Source organism: Rhodococcus sp. R1101 (assembly GCF_000278445.1).
GTDB classification, from domain to species: domain Bacteria; phylum Actinomycetota; class Actinomycetes; order Mycobacteriales; family Mycobacteriaceae; genus Rhodococcus; species Rhodococcus gordoniae.
Genome location: NZ_AJVB01000546.1, coordinates 1 through 2,404, shown reverse-complemented (window position 1 = coordinate 2,404; position 2,404 = coordinate 1). Strand labels below are relative to the sequence as shown.

2 protein-coding genes and 1 pseudogene are annotated in these 2,404 nt (G+C 66.3%); 2 read left to right on the top strand and 1 reads right to left on the bottom strand.

Annotated elements, in window-relative coordinates; translation table 11 throughout:
• Together R1101_RS28005 and R1101_RS0121325 are read left to right on the top strand one after the other, a co-directional pair.
• Positions 1-792, top strand: a pseudogene (locus tag R1101_RS28005) (WS/DGAT domain-containing protein); the annotation flags it as partial.
• A 181-nt stretch (positions 793-973) separates the two neighbouring features.
• Entirely contained in the window at positions 974-1,852 is an 879-nt protein-coding gene (locus R1101_RS0121325) for a cyclopropane mycolic acid synthase family methyltransferase (protein ID WP_016935288.1), read from the top strand.
• A 7-nt stretch (positions 1,853-1,859) separates the two neighbouring features.
• Here R1101_RS0121325 and R1101_RS0121320 read toward each other — a convergent pair.
• A partial coding sequence (locus R1101_RS0121320; RefSeq protein ID WP_026003559.1) for a glutamate synthase-related protein occupies positions 1,860-2,404 on the bottom strand: 545 nt, incomplete at its 5' end.

The window sequence follows — 2,404 nt, the reverse complement described above, 5'->3', positions numbered from 1 at the left end:
GCGCTGGCCGGCACCGTGAACAGGGCACTGCGCGGCGGGGGGCGGATCGCTGTCGCTCGCCGCACCGAACACCGTGATCAACGTCCCCATCTCGGGCACACGCCGGTTCGCGGCGCGGTCGTGGCCGCTCGCCCGTCTGCGCACCGTGGCGAGGGCGGCCGACGCGACCGTCAACGATGTCGTGCTGGCCATGTCGTCGGGAGCACTGCGCACTCTTCTCATGGAGCAGGAAGCGCTGCCCGACAAGTCGCTCGTAGCCATGGTCCCCGTCTGTCTCCGGCCCGACAAGGACTGCGCAGGAAACGAACTCGGCGTCCTGATGTGCGATCTGGGTACGGACCTGGCCGATCCGGCCGACCGGCTGGCCCGGGTGTCGGCGTCGACCACGGAGGGCAAGGCCTCCATGCAGGGCATGTCCACCCTGTCGCGGTTGGCGACCAGCGCGCTCGGCGTCGCGCCACTGGCGGTAGGCATCCTCACCCGCAATCGCGCACTCCCCGCCCGCCCTTCAACGTCATCGTCTCGAACGTGCCGGGATCCCCGGATCCGTTGTACTGGAACGGCGCTCGGGTGGACGCGGTGTATCCGCTGTCCGTGCCCGTCGACGGTCAGGCGCTGAACATCACGTGCACGAGCACCGACGACGCCATCGCCTTCGGCCTGACCTCGTGCAGTCGCAGCCTGCCGCAACTGCAGCCGCTGCTCGACCACTTCGACGCGGCCCTCGAAGCACTCGAGGACGCCCTCGGCATCGAGCCGGACGACGACGAGCCATCCGTCCGTGCAGGCTGACTTCACGGAGTAGCGGTAACACACTCGTGTGCCCGAGTCGGACAACTGCCCCAGGAATCGCCGTTCCCGTGTGCGAAGGCGCTCTGCGGGAGCACTATCGACCGAGAGCGGTGTGTCCGTCGGGAGGCATCGACGCCGACACCGGAACTCTCGTCCCACTCCTCGCGGAGAGTAGGTTCGAATGCAGAAGCTGACGCCGTTCTACGAAAAGGTCCAGACCCACTACGACCTGTCCGACGACTTCTTCGAACTGTTTCTCGACCCCACCCGCACGTACAGTTGCGCCTATTTCGAGCGCGACGGAATGAGCCTCGAGGAAGCGCAGATCGCGAAGGTCGACCTTGCTCTCCGCAAGTGCGATCTCCGGCCCGGAATGACGCTGTTGGACATCGGTTGCGGGTGGGGCTCGACGATGGTGCGGGCGACGCAGCGATACGACGTGCACGTCATCGGCTTGACGTTGAGCCGCAACCAGTACGAGCACGTGTCCGGTCTGCTCTCGGGAATGTCGGCCGGCGGCCGTACCGCCGAGGTCCGCCTGCAGGGGTGGGAGGAATTCGACGAGCCTGTGGACCGCATCGTCAGCATCGGGGCGTTCGAGCATTTCCGCCGGCAGAGGTACGAGACCTTCTTCGAACGCACCTCGCGCATCCTGCCCGACGACGGCCGGATGCTGCTGCACACCATCGTCGGTCATTCCCGCGCGCAGCTCGAGGCGATGAAGGTGCCGGTCACCCGGGAGGACGCCCTGTTCCTGCGATTCATCATGCGGGAGATCTTCCCCGGAGGGCAGCTACCCGACCGGGACCTGGTCATCACCGGCGCGCAACGCAACAGTTTCTGGGTGCAGAACATCGAGTCGCTGCAACCCCATTACGCCCGCACACTCGACCTGTGGGCGCAGGCCCTCGAGTCGCGTCGCGACGATGCGGTCCGGATGGCGTCCGACGAGGTCTACCAGCGATACATCAGGTACCTGACCGGTTGCGCCGCGAACTTCCGACGGCGCCTCATCGACGTCCAGCAGTTCACCCTCGTGAAGCAGCGACAGCGATCATGAGGATCTGTCACGAGCGAGACCGGGGGCGGAACGAATCCGGCGTGGCTGCACGCCAATCCGCTGACCACATGGGCGGTGGATCGGCGAGGAGTGCGCCCGGAGCGAGCCATTCGTAGAGCTCCGTATAGGAGCGAACGGTGGTCGGCGACACCTTCTTCCGAAGCATGTCCGTCGTGAGCCCGCCGGGTTCGTCGACGCCCATCGACGCCATGAGTCGAACCGCCTGACGCACCGTGCTCGCGTGGTACCGCTGCACTCGTAATGCCTTGTCCGCCACATCGAGCGCCCGCGCTCGTTTCGGGTCCTGGGTCGTCACTCCGACCGGGCACCTGTTCGTGTGGCATCGCTGCGCCTGGATGCATCCGAGCGCCATCATCATCGCCCGCGCCGAATTGGTGTAGTCCGCACCGTGGATCAGCCGCTTCACCATGTCGTTTCCGGTCGCGACCTTGCCGCTCGCGCCGATCCTGATGCGGCCCCGCAATCCGGTACCCACGAGGGCGTTGTGGACCGTCATCAGCCCGTCGGTGAGCGGAAGCCCCATGTTGTCCT

What these genes read in the sequence shown, in the direction of transcription:
- R1101_RS0121325 (WP_016935288.1), top strand. Translation starts at nt 974, where the DNA reads ATGCAGAAGCTGACGCCGTTCTACGAAAAGGTCCAGACCCACTACGAC.